Origin of the sequence: Algivirga pacifica (genome assembly GCF_039543525.1) — a bacterium.
Taxonomy (GTDB): domain Bacteria; phylum Bacteroidota; class Bacteroidia; order Cytophagales; family Flammeovirgaceae; genus Algivirga; species Algivirga pacifica.
The window spans coordinates 1-17,486 of the sequence record NZ_BAABJX010000005.1 but is presented as its reverse complement, the minus strand read 5'-3'; the positions used below and the strand labels follow the sequence as shown (position 1 = coordinate 17,486).

17 protein-coding genes are annotated in these 17,486 nt (G+C 39.4%); 9 read left to right on the top strand and 8 right to left on the bottom strand.

All coding sequences use genetic code 11. The annotated features are described in order from the left end of the window. Nucleotides 1–48 precede the first annotated feature (48 nt). Nucleotides 49–1,314 carry a 3-deoxy-D-manno-octulosonic acid transferase gene (locus ABD985_RS01085; protein WP_345368566.1) on the bottom strand — a complete coding sequence of 422 codons (1,266 nt, stop codon included), beginning with the start codon at nt 1,312–1,314 and terminating at the stop codon, nt 49–51. A gap of 207 nt (nt 1,315–1,521) precedes the next feature. After that, nucleotides 1,522–2,040, bottom strand: a complete 519-nt coding sequence (locus ABD985_RS01080; RefSeq protein WP_345368565.1) for an RNA polymerase sigma factor — start codon at nt 2,038–2,040, stop codon at nt 1,522–1,524. A 322-nt stretch (nt 2,041–2,362) separates the two neighbouring features. Between ABD985_RS01080 and ABD985_RS01075 the strand changes: the two genes are divergently transcribed. The 3 genes from ABD985_RS01075 (at nt 2,363) to ABD985_RS01065 (ending at nt 5,537) form a co-directional block, all read left to right on the top strand. Further along, nucleotides 2,363–3,292 carry a zinc dependent phospholipase C family protein gene (locus ABD985_RS01075; RefSeq protein WP_345368564.1) on the top strand — a complete coding sequence of 310 codons (930 nt, stop codon included), beginning with the start codon at nt 2,363–2,365 and terminating at the stop codon, nt 3,290–3,292. A gap of 215 nt (nt 3,293–3,507) precedes the next feature. Continuing rightward, nucleotides 3,508–4,557 (top strand): type I restriction enzyme HsdR N-terminal domain-containing protein, encoded by a 1,050-nt coding sequence (locus ABD985_RS01070; RefSeq protein WP_345368563.1) that lies wholly within the window; start codon nt 3,508–3,510, stop codon nt 4,555–4,557. Between the two features lie 326 nt (nt 4,558–4,883). Further along, nucleotides 4,884–5,537: a CatA-like O-acetyltransferase gene (locus tag ABD985_RS01065; protein ID WP_345368562.1), complete on the top strand. Its 654-nt coding sequence runs from the start codon at nt 4,884–4,886 to the stop codon at nt 5,535–5,537. 145 nt (nt 5,538–5,682) lie between these two features. Here ABD985_RS01065 and dapB read toward each other — a convergent pair whose 3' ends face one another. The 4 genes from dapB to ABD985_RS01045 form a co-directional block, all read right to left on the bottom strand. Beyond that, nucleotides 5,683–6,405, bottom strand: coding sequence for a 4-hydroxy-tetrahydrodipicolinate reductase (gene dapB / locus ABD985_RS01060; RefSeq protein WP_345368561.1), 723 nt, complete (start codon nt 6,403–6,405; stop codon nt 5,683–5,685). Nucleotides 6,406–6,534: 129 nt separating this feature from the next. Beyond that, nucleotides 6,535–7,179, bottom strand: coding sequence for a DUF5683 domain-containing protein (locus ABD985_RS01055; RefSeq protein ID WP_345368560.1), 645 nt, complete (start codon nt 7,177–7,179; stop codon nt 6,535–6,537). 48 nt (nt 7,180–7,227) lie between these two features. Beyond that, a complete protein-coding gene (locus tag ABD985_RS01050) occupies nt 7,228–8,148 on the bottom strand; it encodes a ParB/RepB/Spo0J family partition protein (RefSeq protein WP_345368559.1) in 921 nt (306 codons plus the stop codon). A 178-nt stretch (nt 8,149–8,326) separates the two neighbouring features. Further along, nucleotides 8,327–9,103, bottom strand: a complete 777-nt coding sequence (locus ABD985_RS01045) for a ParA family protein (protein ID WP_345368558.1) — start codon at nt 9,101–9,103, stop codon at nt 8,327–8,329. A gap of 262 nt (nt 9,104–9,365) precedes the next feature. Here ABD985_RS01045 and prmC point away from each other — a divergent pair, with 262 nt between their 5' ends. Further along, complete coding sequence (prmC, locus tag ABD985_RS01040; protein ID WP_345368557.1) at nt 9,366–10,214, top strand: peptide chain release factor N(5)-glutamine methyltransferase; 849 nt, start codon at nt 9,366–9,368, stop codon at nt 10,212–10,214. Nucleotides 10,215–10,405: 191 nt separating this feature from the next. After that, nucleotides 10,406–10,660 carry a hypothetical protein gene (locus ABD985_RS01035; protein ID WP_345368556.1) on the top strand — a complete coding sequence of 85 codons (255 nt, stop codon included), beginning with the start codon at nt 10,406–10,408 and terminating at the stop codon, nt 10,658–10,660. Between the two features lie 362 nt (nt 10,661–11,022). On the opposite strand, the gene ABD985_RS01030 is transcribed toward ABD985_RS01035, so the two are convergent. Next, entirely contained in the window at nt 11,023–11,538 is a 516-nt protein-coding gene (locus ABD985_RS01030; RefSeq protein ID WP_345368555.1) for a hypothetical protein, read from the bottom strand. Between the two features lie 302 nt (nt 11,539–11,840). Here ABD985_RS01030 and ABD985_RS01025 point away from each other — a divergent pair, with 302 nt between their 5' ends. From ABD985_RS01025 to ABD985_RS01010, 4 genes are all read left to right on the top strand, one after another. After that, nucleotides 11,841–12,185: a hypothetical protein gene (locus tag ABD985_RS01025; RefSeq protein WP_345368554.1), complete on the top strand. Its 345-nt coding sequence runs from the start codon at nt 11,841–11,843 to the stop codon at nt 12,183–12,185. A 52-nt stretch (nt 12,186–12,237) separates the two neighbouring features. Beyond that, the gene (locus tag ABD985_RS01020; protein ID WP_345368553.1) at nt 12,238–12,726 is read left to right on the top strand and encodes a PaaI family thioesterase; all 489 of its coding nucleotides are present in this window, start codon (nt 12,238–12,240) and stop codon (nt 12,724–12,726) included. A gap of 74 nt (nt 12,727–12,800) precedes the next feature. Next, nucleotides 12,801–13,439 carry an O-methyltransferase gene (locus ABD985_RS01015; protein WP_345368552.1) on the top strand — a complete coding sequence of 213 codons (639 nt, stop codon included), beginning with the start codon at nt 12,801–12,803 and terminating at the stop codon, nt 13,437–13,439. Nucleotides 13,440–13,619: 180 nt separating this feature from the next. Continuing rightward, nucleotides 13,620–15,872, top strand: a complete 2,253-nt coding sequence (locus ABD985_RS01010) for a LysM peptidoglycan-binding domain-containing protein (protein ID WP_345368551.1) — start codon at nt 13,620–13,622, stop codon at nt 15,870–15,872. Nucleotides 15,873–16,005: 133 nt separating this feature from the next. Here ABD985_RS01010 and ABD985_RS01005 read toward each other — a convergent pair whose 3' ends face one another. Continuing rightward, nucleotides 16,006–17,340: a cytochrome P450 gene (locus tag ABD985_RS01005; protein WP_345368550.1), complete on the bottom strand. Its 1,335-nt coding sequence runs from the start codon at nt 17,338–17,340 to the stop codon at nt 16,006–16,008. Nucleotides 17,341–17,486: the final 146 nt, after the last annotated feature.

The following is a 17,486-nucleotide window of genomic DNA, read 5'->3' as shown; positions in this document are numbered from 1 at the left end:
TTATTTCAAATACAATTACTGTTCCAAATATTAATGCAATCCTGCAATCTATTGAATTTTTCTGAGTTGGATGGCCTCCAATACTTTTTCCGTAGCTCCTACCTTGGACTGCACATACATCTCCGCTTGCTTTCCTGCCCTAAGGCGTTTGATCTCGTCATGATATAATGCCACAAATATTTTCTCAAATGCTTCCTCCCCATCAATCGAAAATCCCCCCTTGCTAGCGATAATCTCCTTAGCTTCGTTAAATTTATCATACTTTGGCCCGAAGATCACTGGAATACCATAAGTGGCTGCTTCCAGTATATTATGTAATCCTTTACCAAAAGCTCCTCCTATATACGCTAAAGACCCATACTGATACAAGGAGGTCAACATTCCAATATTATCAATCAATAAAATATCAGCCCCTCTCCAGTCAGCCCCTTCATTCATTGCCGAAAAACGTATAATTTGCTTATCCGGAAAAAATGCTTCTGTTTCCTGCAAACTACGCTCTTCTATTTCATGAGGGGCAATAATTAACTTTAACGGTTCTTCCCAGGCATTAAGAAGGGGAGCTATATGCTTCAAATCTTTCGTCCAACTGCTTCCAATCACCAATGTGAAGGTCTGCTGTGTGAACTTCTGTACAATCGGAATATCTTTACGTTGCTCGACGAGTTCTATAACCCTATCAAAACGAGAATCTCCCGCCACATCCCATCGATCAATTCCTATAGAGGAAAGTAATGCACCTGAGGTCTTGTCCTGTACATAAAAATGAGATATCAGTTCCAAGGTCTTTCTATAAAACAAGGCATGAGGCTTGAAGTATACTTGGTCCTGCCTAAAAATAGAAGAAACTGAAAACACAGGAATTTCCCTCTCTTTCAACTCCCTTAAATGGTAATACCAAAACTCATACTTCACAAAAATGGCCAAGGAGGGATTTACCACTTCTATAAATTCCCTGGCATTGGACGGAGTATCCAAAGGCATATAAGTGCAATAATCAGCATAAGGGTAATCTTTGCGTACCTCATACCCACTAGGGGAGTAAAAAGTCAGTAAGATTTTTATATCAGGGGCTTGTTGCTTCAAAGCTTCTATGATCGGTCTCCCTTGTTCAAACTCTCCCAAGGAAGCACAATGCACCCACACCACTCTCTGTTTATTCCCTTGGAAAAAGGATTCCAGTGCGGTAATCTGCCCTTTACGCCCTTTCACAAATAACTTTGCCTTTTTGTGAAAAGGGGATATAATTCCCAAAACCCACCGGTACATGATGATCCCCAGTGCATAACTCCATTTGCCAATCAAAAATGCCATAGGCCGTCGTTTACTGCTATATATTAAGCGTGTATCAATTTATTATGGGCAAAAATAATGGTTAAAGCAGAATCTACACGATAAACAAAAAAAATGCAGGCAAAATTTGCCTGCATCTCTATATATAACCTTATACATAAGTGAAACAAAGACTGTTTCACCATTTAAAGGTCAAAACACTTCAAAAGATTAAATGGAACAGAAGACCTATGCTTCAGCGGGAGCATACACTTTCAATAGTGACTTCAGCTCCTTACGAGCGATGTGAATTCTGTTTTTCACCGTTCCAATTGGTACTTTCAAACGCTCTGCGATTTCATGGTATTTAAAGCCTTTATAATGTAGCATAAATGGCTCTCTATACACCTCTTGCAACTTATCAATTGCTGCATAGATGTCTTCCATCGCAAAATCCGTATAAGCATTATTATAGGTCACGTGATCTGAAGACGAGTTCAGGAAGTGGTAATTGTCTGTCGTGTCAATAAATGTGTTTCTTCTTACCAAACGCTGGTAGTTGGTAATAAAGGTATTTTTCATAATGGTATACAACCAGGCTTTCAGGTTAGTACCTTCTGAGAACTTCTCTCTATTAGTGAAGGCCTTCAACATGGTTTCCTGTACCAAGTCGTTCGCGTCTTCGTGATCTTTTGTCAATTTTAAGGCAAAAGGCCTTAAGGTTGGTGATACCTGATCTAATGCGTAAGTGAATTCTAAAGCTGTCATCGTTCCAAGTGTCTTACTAAGTGTTTAAAATAACTCCTTTTATCTTTTGTTTAAACAAATCTAATAAACATTAAACAAAAAAGCTAATTACAATACACGAAAACATACATCACTTAAATAATATACAAATACTATATTTACATGTAAAATACATTTAAATAACTGATAATCAATTAATTAACCACCCATAAGTATATCACTATAGGAACACTATATAAGGAACACTTATAGTGGTATAGGATATCCTTATAGGCAATTGCTCTATTTCTGTTCAACAAAAGCCCTTTTAATGTTTAAACAAGTTCAATAAAAGATTAAACAAATGACCTGTAGACTACTCATCGTAGGACTTATTTTGGGGTGTATTCCTCTTTGTTCATCAGGAACTTGGGGGTTCTTTGCCCATAAAGAGATCAATAAGCATGCAATTTTTCTACTTCCAGAAGGGTTGTTCCCTTTTTATAAACATAACTTAGAAGCACTCCTCAAACTTTCGGTCTTACCAGACCAAAGAAGATATGTGATCGAAGGAGAAGACATCAGACATTATATAGACTTGGACCAATACCCTGAAATAGCCCAGAGTTACCCTGCCTGCTTATATGTAAGTAAAGATAGTACTCAGGGCATTGCTCCCTGGAACATTTCGGATATGTGTCACAAGCTCACTTGGGCGTTCCGTGAAAAAAAATATGAACTCATCATTAAATACTCTGCTGAACTCGGCCATTATCTGTCCGACATACACGTTCCTTTACATACCACCTCCAATTATAATGGTCAACTCACCAAGCAAACAGGCATTCATGGTTTATGGGAAAGCCGATTACCTGAATTATTTCTTGAAGAATATGATCTGTTCCTACCACAGGCTTACTACGTTAATGATATTGACAGTCTTGCTTGGAATACCATTATCGAATCACACCAATGCCTGGACTCCGTATTTCAATTAGAAAAAGAAGCTACCAAAGAAATAGGTGAACATCGGAAGTATGGCTTTTATAATAGAAATGGCATCAACACTCATGGGTATTCCAAAAAGTATGCGGCCCAATATCATCAGCTACTACAGGGGCAAGTCAGTCGAAGACTACGTTGTGCTGTGCAATGTATCAGCAGTCTTTGGTATACCTGTTGGGTCAATGCAGGAAGTCCCTCACTCACTCCCTTGGTAATCCATCCAGCAAGCACCTTAGAGGCTTTAATGGACTCCGTCAGTTTTGAAGTGGGGAGACAGCATGAACATTGAGAGTTTTTAATGAAGAATGAAGAATGAAGAATGAAATTACATCTTGGCTTTAATAATGAAAAACCACTCGACTAATAATTATACATTCCTTATTAATAATTCTTGATTATTCATTCTTCATTATATTGACTTTTCGTCTTTTTTTTGATCAAAAACTATTATTTTTAACCCTTCAATGTCTATTAGATAAACAATCTACCAAAGAAGCTTGAATCATGGGATATCAACAAAAGGCCATCAAAGACCGTATTATCTACCTTAACCGCAGGGAAAACAGCATCACCTATCTGGATGCTCAGAAAACCCGATCCCTTAACAATCCAGAGGAAAGGGTACAGTTGAATACTTTTTTGTCCTTGATTTATGATTATAATTATCCTGTAGAACGTATTAAAGTATGCCAGCTGGTTAAAATGGGCTCTGCCAGTAAAGAAGCGGATATTGTGGTCTACTCAGATGATGCCTGTCAATCTCCTTTTATTATTGTGGAATGCAAAAAACAAGGAGTCTCAGCTCAGGTATTTGAGGAGGCTATTGAGCAAGGATTCTCTTATGCTTCAGCCACCTTGGCTAAATATGTATGGACGACCGATGGACACAACAACGCCTACTACGAAGTATGGCCGCATGCAATCGGTGAAAGAAAGCAAAACCAACTGTCTAACATCCCCGCTTATCAAGAAGACACTTCCCTGAAGTTTAAGGTAAAAAAGCAAACACGAAAGCTATTCCGCACTACCCCAGGAAAAACAGCCCCTCTTAAACGACTGTTTCAGCAACCGCTATTCTTGCAAGCTTTTTCTTATGCATTACTTTTTGTACTCTTCCTTACGATCTACAGTAAGATGTCAGTGATGCACTTCCCTGAGTTTTACCAACTCACAAAAAGCTATTGGCCTAAATACGGCATTGATTTTCGATGGATCTACAATATCATCAACTTTATGGCTGCCGGAAGTACGATATTACTAGCCATGCAACTCAACTTCATTCCATTAGCCGTAAAACCCGGCAAAACAACATGGGTACTATTATCAACTATGCTCTACATTCCTGTATGGTTTGTAGGCTCCGAGTTCCGTGGTGCCTGGTGGAACTGGCAACATTACAGTGACATGTCACACCAAACATGGATCTACCTGCAACCTGCCCTATCAGCCTTACCTATACAAATGATCTTATTGGTAGGACTTGTATGGATTGCCGAATATCAACACAAGCATCATCAAAAAAGCGTTCAAGCAAGAAAGGTAGTCAGAAGATAGTTGTTCATAATGTTTAGGTGAGCTTCGCTCGTTCATGATGTTTAGATGTTGAACTACTGAAACAGCTTAGGCTACTCATTGATTCGAATTGAGGTGTTGTATGAGTATCAATATACATCAATCAACAGTTGAGGCGACTTACGCCGCTTGTTTAGTAATATGACGGTTATTTATTCAAACTTAATTATATACATTCATATTCATACAGCTTATCAACTCGAATCAACGATTCAACAACTAAACATCATGAACGAGCGAAGCTCTATTAAACATCATAAACAATTTCATTACCTTTGGGCAGACATTAATCAAGCAGCTATAGTAAAATGAAAGCAACAAAAATCGACATGCAGCGATGGGAGCGTCGCATGCATTACGAGTTTTTCAAAGGATGTGACAACCCTTTTTTTGGGATTACGGCAAATGTGGATGTGACTCATCTGGTTCAGCAAACCAAAGAGCATCAACACTCTTTTTTTCTAGCCTCTCTATACCTTTCCTTAAAGGCGGCCAATGAAATCAAAGAATTCCGTTACCGAATCAAAGATGATGAAGTGTATGAGGTAGAGGAAACTTTTGGAGGCAGTACTATTCTTGCAGAAGACAACACCTTTCGTTTTGCCTACTTCTATTTGAGGGATAACTACTTGGATTTTGAAAGGGAAGGCAAAGCTTCTATTGAAAAATATAGTCAAATCAACGAGCTCCTCCCTACAGAAGGTCTAACACAAGACGGCATCAATCCGTGTTTACACTACTCTACGATTCCGTGGATTTCTTTTACAGGATTTAACCATGCCCGTGCCTATAAGATAGGAGACTCTGTACCCAAGATCGTTTTTGGAAAGTATTTTAAGGAAGGGGATCGTCTCAAAATGCCTCTTTCTGTAGAGATACACCACAGCTTGGCCGATGGCTATCATGTGGGATTGTACTTTGAACGATTTCAGGAGCTGTTGGATACGTACAAGCTCGTTTGAGTGAAGAATGAAGAATGAAGAATGAAGAATGAAGAATGAAGAATGAAGAATGAAGAATGAAGAATGAAATTAGTCGTCTTATTTACATGATTCAAGTTCTACCTCATATATTCCTAATTTTTCATTCTTCATTCTTCATTAAAAATTAAAGCTCCAGCATATCCTGCATACCGTAAACCCCACGCTTACCATTCAACCACTCTGCCGCCACTACAGCTCCTAAGGCAAAAGACTTACGAGTATGTGCCGTATGCTTGATCTCAATACTATCCATTTCAGACTCATAAGTAATCGAATGCGTGCCCGGTACTTCAGGTTCTCTTAAGGCCTTGATGGGAACATACTCTCCTTTTTTACCTTCTCCTCCGGAAAGGTACCACCCCTTGATATTATTCATTTCTTCGATCACTCCTTCTGCCAGCGTAATCGCCGTGCCACTAGGCTCATCCAGTTTTTCTGTATGGTGAATTTCTTCCATACTTACGGTATACTGTGGATGCGGATTCATCATAGCCGCTAATTTTTTATTAAGCGCAAAGAAGATATTCACCCCTAAACTAAAGTTAGAAGCATAAAAGAATGCAGCTTCACCTTCAGAAGCCAAGGCTTCTACTTCAGCTCTTCGATCTAACCAACCTGTTGTTCCACTCACGACACGAAGGCCTTGCTTTAATGCTGTGGTAATATTCTCATAAGCAGCTGTAGGCTGAGTAAACTCTATGGCTACATCCACATGTTCTGCCGTAAAATCTGTAATCTTATCTTTGGTACTTTGATCTACTATACCAGCGATCGTATGTCCTCTGTCCAACAAGATTTGCTCAATGGTTCTTCCCATTTTGCCATAGCCTATCAATAATACTTTCATTGTTTTATCAGTTTGGGGTATAACTTTTTATTTTGAAAGGTAAAATAAAAAAGGTTTGGAGCCATCCCCAAACCATTCAATAATTATAACGCAGAAAGCGCTTTATACTTAAAATACAACAAGTCTCCTTTATTTCTTCAAGTTCAATGCTAATGATAGTCCTAGTACCGGGCTTCTCATTCGATCTGTTTGTAATAACTTAGGTTTTATCACTCCCGAAAGGTCTTCAGAGACATCAAAAGCCTTCATATGAGCATCTACTGCGGCATCCACACAGTTCAATCCATACCAGGCAATCGTTAGGATAATCATAAAATCTCGATCTCTACGATAATTGTCCTTAAATCGATTGAAATTACTATTACTTACGGATTGAAAGTCCTCTGGAATAAGGGCATCATTATGAGGGTTATTGTCACCGGAATAAAGGGCATAGTTACGAAATTCTATATAACGCACATGGTTCTCCCTGATCAAATAACTAAACACAGAAAATCCACCATAAATAATTGGGACCTTCCAGTATTTACGATTCTGTATTTGGCCTAATCCCGGCAATATTGCCGAGGCAAAAGCCCTACGGGTTGGCTCCAAAAAACGTTCTTTTTGGGGCTTCTCCATTTTTTTCTTCTTGAATTTAGTCTTACCGACTTTTGTGCGCTTTAACTCATAAGTTTCTTCTTGCGCATAAAGTGTAGACGTAAAGGCTAATGAAAGCAAGAGTACTGAAAACAGCAATAAGTACTTACTGTATGACCCATTTTTTTTTATCATAAATTGCTACAGTATCTTGGGAGTAGGTAGGTTGTACAATTCACTCGCTTATTCGTATTTCAGAAGCTCCAAAATACGGTTCAAATCTTCTACTGAGTGGAAAGGAATCTTGATTTCTCCCTTATCATCATCTGCTGAATTGATTTTTACTTGGGCTCCAAAATGAGACGAGAGACTATGTTGCAGCTTGCTCAACTCATAGCTCAAGGCCTTTCGCTTCTCCGAAGCCTCTTTCTTTTCCGTCGCCACTCCTTTTCCTTGAATGATATCTCTGACCATCGCTTCTGTCTTTCGAACAGATAATTGATCCTTGACGATCTTCTCGAAAATAGCCAACTGCACGTCAATATTCTCTACATTCACCAGGGCTCTCGCATGTCCCATAGAGATTTCCTTATGCTTTAATCCGTCTTGTATTTGAGGAGGGAGTTTTAACAAACGAAGATAGTTGGTAACCGTTGAACGCTTTTTACCTACACGATCTCCTAGTTCCTCTTGTTTAAGTTCGCATTCTGAAATCAATCGCTGATAACTGAGTGCTACCTCTACAGGATTTAGGTCTTCCCTTTGGATGTTCTCAATCAATGCCATTTCAAGCATTTGCACATCCGTAGCTGTACGTATATATGCAGGAATACGCTCCAGGCCTGCCAACTTAGAGGCTTGCAAACGACGTTCCCCTGAGATCAACTGATAATGGTTATCTGCCATCTTACGCACCGTAATAGGCTGAATAATCCCTTGTACCCTAATAGAGTCAGACAACTCCTTCAGTGCCTCCTGATCAAACTCCAAACGAGGTTGGTAGGGGTTTGTCTCTACTGCACTTACCAGAATTTCATTCAAAGTTTCCTCTTTACGGGATGTACTTCCTGCTGTTGACGCACCTTGAGGAGGTGTATCCCCAAGTAAAGCCCCTAAGCCTTTCCCTAAAGAAGTTCGTTTTTTAAGTGTTTTCTTGTCTGACATAATATACTCACAAATAAATAGGGTGATATAATGGAGAATGAACAGTTTGTACAGTACTGTCCTTATTCCTCTTTCCTTACTTATAGAACAAGGAATAACGCCTGATCATCCTGCCCAAAATGCGAAGAAAGAATAAAATGCTTTATCCGCACAACAAAGCCATTTTCCTTTTCAGAGGTTACGCTTTCAGTGTGGGGTTTTTGTCGATGATCTCTTGTGCCAGGTTCAGGTAGCTTACTGCTCCCTTACTCAAAGCATCATGTGCAATCACAGGAACTCCAAAACTTGGTGCTTCACTCAATTTAATATTACGAGGAATGATTGCCTCAAATACCAAATCACCAAAATGTTCTCTTACATCTTCTACCACTTGATTGGATAGACGAAGGCGCACATCATACATAGTCAATAAAATCCCTTCAATCACCAGCTCAGGATTCAGGCGAGACTGAATAATCTTGATAGTGCTCAATAGTTTGCCTAATCCTTCCAGGGCAAAGAACTCACACTGTACCGGAACCAATACAGAATCTGCTGCGGTCAATGCGTTCACTGTAATCAACCCAAGAGAAGGAGAACAATCAATGATGATGAAATCATAACGATCCTTGATTTTTTCCAACACGCGAAGCATACGTACCTCACGATCCTCTACGTCTATCATTTCTACTTCTGCCCCTACCAAATCAATATGGGAAGGAATGATATCCAGGTAATCATATTCTGACGCCTCTATGATATCCTCAATTTCTACATCACCTACAAGACAGTTATAAATATTATCTCTGGCCTCTTTGGGATCAAAACCTAACCCTGAAGTAGAGTTAGCCTGTGGATCGGCATCTACGACAAGAGTATTAAACTCTAAGGCCGCAAAACTGGCTGCGAGATTGACTGCTGTTGTGGTTTTTCCTACTCCACCTTTCTGGTTGGCTATTGCGATAATCTTGCCCATTGTAGTACTAGCTAAAAAATTATTGAACTTTTGGGAACCCCTTCTCAAGAATGTACTTGGAACCTCTATTTCGACATTCCAATTACACTCTAAGGTAACTGATATTTTCTAATATATTCTGATTTCAAGGACAAATATTACTATACTCATCAACTCTAAGGAATTCAATCACTTATATTTGTTTCTTTAATTTTGAGATCAGAAAAATACAAAGAAGGCGCAATATACTCTAATTTTGTAGCCGTATCAATAAATCATTCCAATGGAAGACTTAAAAAAAGCAAAAAATATTTTTGACTCTCTGGTTGAGCAGCTCATCCCTGTTGTAGGAAAAGAAGAAGCCTCCCCCATGGCCTTCATTCTTATGGAAGATCTTTTGCACATTTCCCGTATTCAGGTACTTAGCAATCAAACGGTAGAAGCTGATCTTTCAAGCTTAGAGACTCCTCTCCAGAAAATCCTGAAAGGAATTCCCTTGCAATATGCCTTAGGGCAGGCACACTTCTATGGAAGAGACTTTGCCGTAAATCCCAATGTACTTATCCCACGTCCTGAGACCGAGGAGTTAGTCCATAAGATCCTTCCTTACCTTCGCCCCAATAGCAATTTACTAGACATTGGAACTGGTTCTGGCTGCATTCCGATCACCCTATATTTAGAGGGACCTCAACCAAATACTTTTGCCATTGATATCAGTACAGCAGCGATTACAACTGCTTCCCAAAATGCAACAAAACTCCAGGCCAAAGTCACCTTTATACATAAAGATATCTTAGCCGAAGAGTTGGATGAATTACCTCCACTAGATATCATTGTCAGCAATCCCCCTTATGTTACAGAGGCTGAAAAAGAACAGATGCTCGACAATGTTTTAAAGCACGAGCCTCACTTAGCCCTCTTCGTTCCTAACCATACCCCTTTATTGTTTTATGAACGCATCGCTGAACTTGCCATAAAGCAATTACGTACCGGAGGAATGCTATTTTTCGAGATCAACGAACAGTTTGGCAAAGAAACTAAGGAGATGCTAGAACAAAAAGGGTTTCAGGAAGTTGGCATTCATAAAGATATGCAAGGAAAAGACCGTATATGCGTTGCCATAAAACCCTAAGAAAATTAGTACCTCTTTTACTACATGACTCTTACAAGGAATTGGCAATCTGATTGTTTTGGTTTACTTTTCTTAGGATACACAACCTATAGCAACTAAGAGCTTGTTTAGATAGAACCATGCCTTTTGAAATAAAACTTCTCAAAACTTAGGTTATAAATAAGTTCATACTAACCCTAACTCTAACCCTTATGAAAAGCATTTTCCAAAAACTGCTAGGCCATCAACCCTATGAAATTGAGGTCACCAAAACCGATGAAGTTTCTTTTAAATATCCTGTTATTGAAATCAAACGATTTGTTGTGGATGGAAAAGTGACTAAAGCAGAAGACTGGTTCAATGAAATGGCAGATGACCTGAAAAAAGAAAAAACCAAGAGTCATTGCCAGTTTGAACTAAAGCTCATGAAAAGAGATGAGGTGATTAAGCAGGTTCACTTGAATTAGGATGAAGGATGAAGGATGAAGGATGAAGGATGAAGGATGAAGGAAAGTACCGCATTGAAGTTTAATCCCGCAACCATTTAGGACAAAAAGCTGGTTTATCGCTTATCGGTTATTGTAATTAAGTTTGAATAAATAATCGTCATAAATGCTTCCCTCAACTCCGCCTAGGGCTAAAGCCCCAGGCTCTTCAAGAAGTACCACTTCGTGGCGATCTATTCTAACGTATCTCTCACAAAAAGATTGAATTGATAACCGCAAAGCTGTATTTCTAAAAGAGCCTGGGGTTTAACCCTAGGCGGGGATGGAGATAACTATTGTGTCGGTTATTTATTCAACCTTAATAACAATAAGCGATAAACAACTTAGAAACGAATACTAGCACCCAAAGATGCAGAACTCAAGGCTACGTCTAAAAACATTCCAAAACGAGGTGTAAGATGATAACGAGCACCTACATGCAAATCAGTATAAAAATACCCTCTTCTTGCTGTCTCTCCTCCATAGTATTCCTGTCCTGGCACTACTCCCAAAGAAACACCACCATAAAGGTCAAAAGCTCTATCCATCTGAAAAATATCATCAAAGTAAAAACGTCCTTTCGCTCCTACTGAGAATCCTCCATAACCTAATCCAAGTCCTAATGTTGGTGCAATCGTAATATCTCTGCTTACGCCAAACTCATAATCCAGGCTCAACGGAATACCTGAATAATATCCCAATCCTGCGCCAATGTTTAATAACCCTGCTCCCGCAACTGTTCTTCTCGCTTGGGTTGAATAAATTCCATTTCCGTTCCCCTCTCCATTACCTTCTCCTGCATAAAGGGTTCCTGACAAAAGAAAAAATCCAAGCATCAACAGAAAACTAATCTTCTTCATCTTTTTTAATTGTTAATAAAAAATTTTATTTATTTAAATCGTTCAATAAGTGTAACGAAAGTACAATTTTCTTCGTCCTTATTACAACAGACTCAAAGCAAAAACTATGCTTTATAGTCATCATTTTTCATAATTCTAGTGTTCATTACATAATACTTGTTATTGCGCGAATATAAAGACCTCCCTTGTTTTCTTCCCATTGCTATACACCTTTAAGACCTACGAAAAGACTGTACTAGCAACAAGAACGTAAGGAAAATTGTATTGGCGATAACCTGTATTTAACAACAAAAACATCAAACATGGATAACAAAAACAAAAGCGGATTCGAAGATATCTTCGGAGATGCTATTCGTGAACTCATCAAAGAAGGATTACTACACGTCAAGGACAACAAAACTTCTAATTTCGAGCAAGTATTCCGAAACTTTGAGTCCTTTGCCAAAGACATCAAATCAGGTAAAACGGAGGAAACAGTAGAGGTAGAAATTGAAGATCTGTCTGATAACGCTGAGGGAACACCTCAAAAAAATACAGAGAAAGAGCTAGCACTCTTGCAAGAGCAAATTGCCTTACTCAAGCAGCAGCTAGCCGATAAAGATCAAATTATAGCGCTTCTTAAGCAGCAACTAGAACTTAAAAAATAAATCACGGGGCGCGATGAATCGCGCCCTTATGATTAAAAAACCAATCAATTCAATGCAATACTTTCAGGACTACATGCACGGAAACGTGTGCTTCGGGTGTGGTACAGAGAACCCCGAAGGATTACAAATTAAAAGCTATTGGGAAGGAGATCGGGCCATTTGTATCTGGGAATCAGAAAAAAAGTATCACGGATGGGCCAACCTTATGGCTGGTGGTATCATTGCCACTATCATAGATTGCCATTGTATGGGATTTGCTATGGCTGATGCCTACAAAAGAGAAGGACGAGAACTCGACAGTCTCCCTGCTTATCGCTATGCTACAGGCACCATGAATATCAAGTATTTACTACCTACTCCCAATAACCAACCTGTTAAGTTGATCGCCTGGGTTACAGAAGTGAAAGGTAGAAAGACCGTTATTCAATGTGAGGTATGGTCAGGGGAAAATAAAACAGCTGAAGCTGAAGTAATTGGTATACGAGTATTTGACAGCAGTAAAGAAGAAGATAAAAGTAGTATCTTTGCCGAAGGAAAGTAGGGGTGCCCCTTGTTTAAATCATTTACAGGGCTGTATCACCCCCCTATGGGTATCCATAATAATATTTTAAGACCATGCACGTAACGGAACCGTCTGTAGACGAATATATCGATTTGAATGCATCTGAGGAAGATGCTATCCTTCAGGAATTAGATAGGGAAACACATTTAAAAGTAGCCTTACCTAATATGATTTCAGGCCATGTACAAGGCCTATATCTAACGAGTCTCACTCGAATGCTTCGTCCAATGCGTATTCTTGAAATCGGTACTTTCACAGGATACTCAGGAATATGCCTGGCCAAAGGGCTTCCTGAAGGAGGGAAAATCACTTGCCTGGAAATCAATGACGAACTAGAAGAAATCATTGATAAGTACTTTACCAAGGCCGGCCTTAGGGATAAGCTAGACCTTCGTTTTGGTAATGCAATGGAAATCATCCCTACATTAGAGGATACCTATGATATGATCTTTATTGATGCAGACAAGCGTAATTACATTCACTATTATGACTTGGTCTTTGATAAAGTAAGAAAGGGAGGATATATCATTGCAGACAACGTCTTGTGGAAAGGAAAAGTGGCTGACCCTACCAAGAATGACAAGGATACAGTAGCTATCCGTGAATACAACGAGAAGGTAAAACAGGACCCTAGAGTAGAAAACTTTATTCTTCCTTTAAGAGATGGCTTATTAATTGCGGAGAAAAAATAACAAGAATTTAATACAATCGTTAAGAGGGATAAGGGGGCATAGGTGAACTTCTTATCCCTTTTATACTCCCTCTTATCTTAAAAATTGTATTTTTGTTGTAATCGAAATGTCTTAAACTAAGATTGCCTTCATAGGTAATAGTCAAAGACCTACAAACATATTTCTAAAACCAATACCAAAATGAAACAATTTCTGCTAATCCTATGTGCCATGGGTATGGCCTCCTCTGTACAAGCTGCACTAGAGGAGTTTACCAGTTATCAGCAGACCCTGCAAGATACCGCCAAGGTAATCACTAATTTGGAAAACCCTTACCCAATTATCACCGAGCAGGAAGAAGTCAGCATCAATGGAATGAAGATCACTAAAGTGAACGCTAATGGCATTCCAGCCTTTATTCCTACCCGACGACAAACCTTACTAAGTATATCGCAAGCCCTTGACATCAGTATCAAAAAAGTCATTAAATATAATGACATGGATATTTATGATGAGCTGCAACCACTACAGGTATATTATTTAAAGTCCAAGGAAAAGAAAGCACCCACAGAGTTTCATATTTCAAAAGGAGGAGAAACACTATGGGAAATCTCTCAACGCTATGGGGTTAGACTAGACCGCATCGCCAAATACAACCGTATAGAAGATAAAGATGTGACAATACAGGCAGGAAGGAAACTATGGCTACAAGAAAAAATGCCTAAGAATCAACCTATCGTGATCATCGAAGAGATACGAGATGCTGAACAAAATAAGATGCCTGAAATTGCTATCGTTGAAAATACGCGTGGTGCTTCTGACAATAGAGAGCCAGAATCATTGGAGCTTCAAAATAACCTTGGCAATCCCCATCCTCACCTTATTCCTGGAACCAACAAACATAAAGTCCAAAAGGGAGAGGATATCTATGACATCGCTAGAGAATATAATGTACAAGTCGCTGACCTCGTTTCATGGAACAACCTTAGTGCCTCTAAGGTAGAGGAAGGGCAAGAAATCTCTATCTCTGCTGCTGCCATGATGGTCGCTACAAGAGGAAATGATAGCAGTACTATGGTACAAGAGCAAGTCTCCGAAAACGCTTCTCCTATTATTCCTGTATATGTAGCCAATACACGTGGAGCAGCTAGCTTTGATTTCTATGCAGTACAAGAAGGGGATCAAATTGTGTCTATTGCAAGCAAACTCAATGTCAGTGTTTTGGACCTAAAAAAATGGAACAACCTTTCATCTATAGACCTCACTGGAATCGAAGAGCTGAAATACATTCCATCAGGGGCCGAAAAAGTTGCACAACCCGTTGCTCAATCGACCACTCCATCTAATATGCATCAGACTGCAGCCGTTCAACCTGAAAGTACTCCTGTTGAAAAAGCTGAAAGTAAAATGGTCGTGAAACGCCCTACATTGACGAGACGTACTCACTTGGTACAAAAGGGAGAGTCCTTATGGGCAATTGCCAATAAATATAATATTGACGTAAAGCAACTTAAAGAATGGAATGGTTTTCAGAAAGGTCGTGACCTAAACTTTGGAACCACTATTTATGTAGATCCTCCATTATTGGAAGATTCAGGCTACCAAAAGCCCGCTACCAATACTCCAGCAGAAGTAGCATTCAATACACCTGCCATACATCAAACCGCTCAGGCAATGCCAGCTCAAACAGCATCGCAGGAAAATGTGAATTACGAGAAGTATACTGTAAAGCTAGATGATTCCATAGAATCGATCGCTTTTAAGTATCAAATGTCATCTGCAGAATTGATTAATGTAAATAATCTTGACCCTGCATGGGGTGTTGTAGCAGGTCAGGAAATTCAGGTAAGAAGTAAGGCCACTCCTGAGAATACTCAGCAGGTTGCTGAGCTACCTGCCCAGCAAAAGAAAGAAGAGCAGCCCACTTTAGTTGTAGAAAGTATGACCAAAGCTAACAGCAGAGGGGTAACTCAAAAAGTTGCCAATACCCAAGCAACATGGGATGAACCTGCTACGACAAAAGCAGAAAAAGCCGCAGAAGAATATCATCAAATGGCTATACAGCCTAAAGAAGTGAATAAAATTGATGCTTATAAGATTGAGCAAATTGATGAGGGAAAAGCTTGGGAGCTTTTACAGGCTAATACACAGCACGTCATGAAACCGGGTGATTATCTTTTGAATATCTCCAAGCAATATAATATCCCGATGCAAGATCTTATCCAATGGAATAACATCAAGGATAAGGAAACCATTGCCGTAGGAGAAACAATCAAACTAAGAGATCCTAAACACCCTAATGTGGTGCCTCAATATCATATTATTAGAAAGGGAGACTCCTTGTTTGGAATCTCCAAGAAATTCAATGTCAATATTGATAAACTGAGGTCTCTGAACGGAATGTCCGAAGGCAGTAACTCTATTGCGACAGGCACTCGCCTTAGAATCAAATAATGTTCATGATGTTTAATTGAGCCTTGCTCGTTCATGATGTTTAGTTGAAGTTTTGAAATCCATTTCATGGATTTGATAGGAAAACAACTAAACATCATGAACGAGCAAGGCTCAACGAAACAATATGAACAACTCAGTATAATTTTACCCAAACACCTCCCTTAGGCTTGTGCGTAACAATCAGTTCGGATCCCACCTTCTCTGATAGCAACTCAAAATCGAATGTTCTCGCAAGCATCCCTAACAACAACACTGCCTCCAGCATTGCAAAATGATTCCCTATACACATCCTTGGTCCTGCGCCAAAAGGCATAAAGTGTGATACTGGACGTTCTTTCACCTTTTCTGGAGAAAATCGCTCTGGGTTAAATACCTCTGGGTCTTCCCATATTTCCGGATTCCGATGCATATGATAAATAGACAATAACACCCGCTCTCCTTTTGGAAAGTGATACCCTTCCACCTCTGCACCTTGAGACAGTCGATTGATAAACGGAACGGCACTACTTAAACGCATTGTTTCTTCTACTACCTGTTGTGTATAGGTCAACTGACGTACTTTCTCAAAACTAGGAGGCTCCTCTCCCCATACCTTTCTCACTTCCTCCTTAATTTGTTGATAAACATCCGGGTGTTTTCCCAAGTAATAAAATGCCCAGGAAAGGGTATTGGCAGTAGTATCGTGGCCTGCAAAAAACATCGTAATGGTTTCATTTCTCAATTGCTCACGACTCATCTTCTCTCCATTATCCTCATAGCGAGAGTTCATCATCATCTCCAGTAAATCATACTTAGGATCTCCCTCATATGCCATCCGTTCTTGTATCAGTTGATCGACTAATGTATGTATGGTTTTATTGCTTTTCTGTAGCTTCTGATGATCTCCCGTAAAGAAACCTGTCAGGTCATAAAATGGATTAAACAATATCTTGGTCACTTGCTCCAAAGAAGTAGCAAATACCTGTTGAAGCTCTTTCGCTGACATATGAATATCGGTAGAATACAACACCCTCAGTACCGCCTTGAATGTAATGGCAGTCATCTCTGTCGCAATGTTGATACGTTTTCCTTTTTGCTGTAATAAATGCGCTACCCCTTCTTCCGCTACAGCATACAAATTATCAAATAACTTTTCCAGGTATTTCCAATGAAAGGCAGGTTGTAAGATCTTTCGGTTTCGTTTCCACTGTTCTCCTTCGCTGTTCAGTATACTGTACCCTCCTACCCTGGCGAGCGCTTTATTGGCATCGGGTTCTTTTAAAAACTCTTTCCCTGACTTCAAGAGAATCTTGCGTATCAACTCAGGATCTGATACCATATACAAGTTTCCTTTCAGTCCTTTAAACGTACAGACTTGATAACGGCTTTCCTTAGTCAGTTGATCAAAAAAGGCTATAGGGTCTTGCTGTAACTTAAGAAAGTTATAGATCGCAGTATTACGAATTTTATAAATGGGCTTTTTAGTCATAATAAAAGGGTAGATGTTTTTATTAAAAAAACGATCTACCCAATAATATGTTCAACTTGCGGCATGGTAATTAGCTGACAATCCAATTATCAATTATCAATGGCTTTGTTGCAACGATATGAAAAAGGCATGAAAAAGTGGTAAGT